Source organism: Sphingomonas segetis, assembly GCF_009720245.1.
GTDB lineage: Bacteria > Pseudomonadota > Alphaproteobacteria > Sphingomonadales > Sphingomonadaceae > Sphingomicrobium > Sphingomicrobium segetis.
On record NZ_WJSQ01000280.1, the window covers coordinates 1 to 1,496 of the forward strand.

Genomic DNA, 1,496 nt, shown 5'->3' on the forward strand with positions numbered 1-1,496 from the left:
ATGCAGGTTCGCCGGCCGGCGCGCTCGTCTCGAGCGCCTCGGCGACGGCGAGCAGCAGGCGGTCGCCCGCGGCATGGCCGTGGAGATCGTTGACCCGCTTGAAATGGTCGAGGTCGAGGAGGAGCAGGACGGCGGCCGTCTTCGTCTCTCGCATCTCGCCCAGCGAGCGGACAAGCTCGCGGCGATTGGCGAGGCCGGTACCGGGATCGGTGTTGGCGTTGCGCCGGGCGAGCCGCTCGGCGGCCTCATAGGCGTCGAGCGCCTCCTTCAGATCCTTCGATCGGCGCCAGCCGAACAGGATGATCGCGATGTTGAGCAGGAAGGCGACCTGGAGGGTATTCGACGAATCGGTCAGCGCCGCGCCGGCGAGCGCCGCCGGCACGACCTTGCTCCCGAGGGCGACGAACAACAGGATCGCCGCGATGGTCGCGCACGTAGTGATGATGTGGCTGCTCGCGATGCGAACCGCCTTGCTCCTGACTCGCTTCACATTTGGTCCACTTCTTGTCCGCGTCCAGTTTTTCGCAGACAGAAATGAAAATTATCCTACATTAGCTTTGGTTAGCGTAGACGGCGATTTGCGCGTAGCGCAGCTTATCACGACCGGAGGGTGAATGGGGCGCATCTTCCTCAGCTACGCGAGAGAGGACCAGGCATTCGCGGAATGCCGTGCGCGCGTGCTCGAGGGCGCCGGCCACAGCGTCTGGTAGGACCGGCACATCGACAGCGTTGAGGAATTCGGCGCCGAGATCGCGGCGCAGCTCGAGAAGGCCAACGCGATCGTCGTCGCGTGGTCGAAACATTCGGTGAGGTCGCGATGGGTGCGCGACGAGCTGCGGCCGCCGGCGACACGGGCCAGCTGGTGCCCGTTTGCGCGCAGTTGTTGAAGCGCTAGCGGGAGACCGCCAGTCGCTGCTCGACCAGGCTGAGCGCCTTCGCGATGGCCTGGTCGACCGTCAGGTCGCTCGTGTCGAGGAGGATCGCATCGGGCGCGGGCTTGAGCGGCGCGACGTCCCGCGAGGAATCCCGCCGGTCGCGGGCGCGGATGTCGGCGAGCACCTCCTCGTAATGCGCGCGCATGCCACGGGAGAGGATCTCCTCCAGTCGACGCTGGGCGCGGATCTCGGGCGCGGCGGTGACGAACAGCTTTACCTCGGCTTGCGGCGCGATCACCGTGCCAATATCGCGCCCGTCGAGCACCGCCCCGCCATCCTGCCGAGCGAAGTCCTGCTGGCGTTTTAGCAGGGCGGCTCGGATCGGCGGATAGACCGAAATGCGCGACGCGATCTCCGAAACCGGCCCGCTCCTGAGCTCGGGGTCGTCGGGTTCGACGCCGAGGTCGTCGCACGCGCGCAGCGCCTCGAACTCGCTGCCGGGATCGCCGCCCCAGCGCCACAGCTTCAACGCGACCGCGCGGTAGAGCAGGCCGGTGTCCATGTGCGGCAGCCGGAAATGCCTGGCCAGCGCGCGGGCGATCGTCCCCTTCCCGCTCGCCG

3 protein-coding genes are annotated in these 1,496 nt (G+C 67.6%); 1 reads left to right on the forward strand and 2 read right to left on the reverse strand.

Annotated features, from left to right (window positions below; genetic code table 11):
- The coding region (locus GH737_RS14745) for a GGDEF domain-containing protein (RefSeq protein WP_155265514.1) at nucleotides 1–490 on the reverse strand (490 nt) is incomplete at its 3' end.
- A gap of 124 nt (nucleotides 491–614) precedes the next feature.
- Between GH737_RS14745 and GH737_RS15595 the strand changes: the two genes are divergently transcribed.
- Nucleotides 615–710 (forward strand): toll/interleukin-1 receptor domain-containing protein, encoded by a 96-nt coding sequence (locus tag GH737_RS15595; protein WP_196233243.1) that lies wholly within the window; start codon nucleotides 615–617, stop codon nucleotides 708–710.
- Between the two features lie 181 nt (nucleotides 711–891).
- On the opposite strand, the gene cmk is transcribed toward GH737_RS15595, so the two are convergent.
- The coding region (gene cmk, locus GH737_RS14755; protein ID WP_155265515.1) for a (d)CMP kinase at nucleotides 892–1,496 on the reverse strand (605 nt) is incomplete at its 5' end.

Excerpts from the sequence above, each read along its gene's own strand:
- GH737_RS15595 (WP_196233243.1), top strand. The coding sequence starts at position 615 with ATGGGGCGCATCTTCCTCAGCTACGCGAGAGAGGACCAGGCATTCGCG.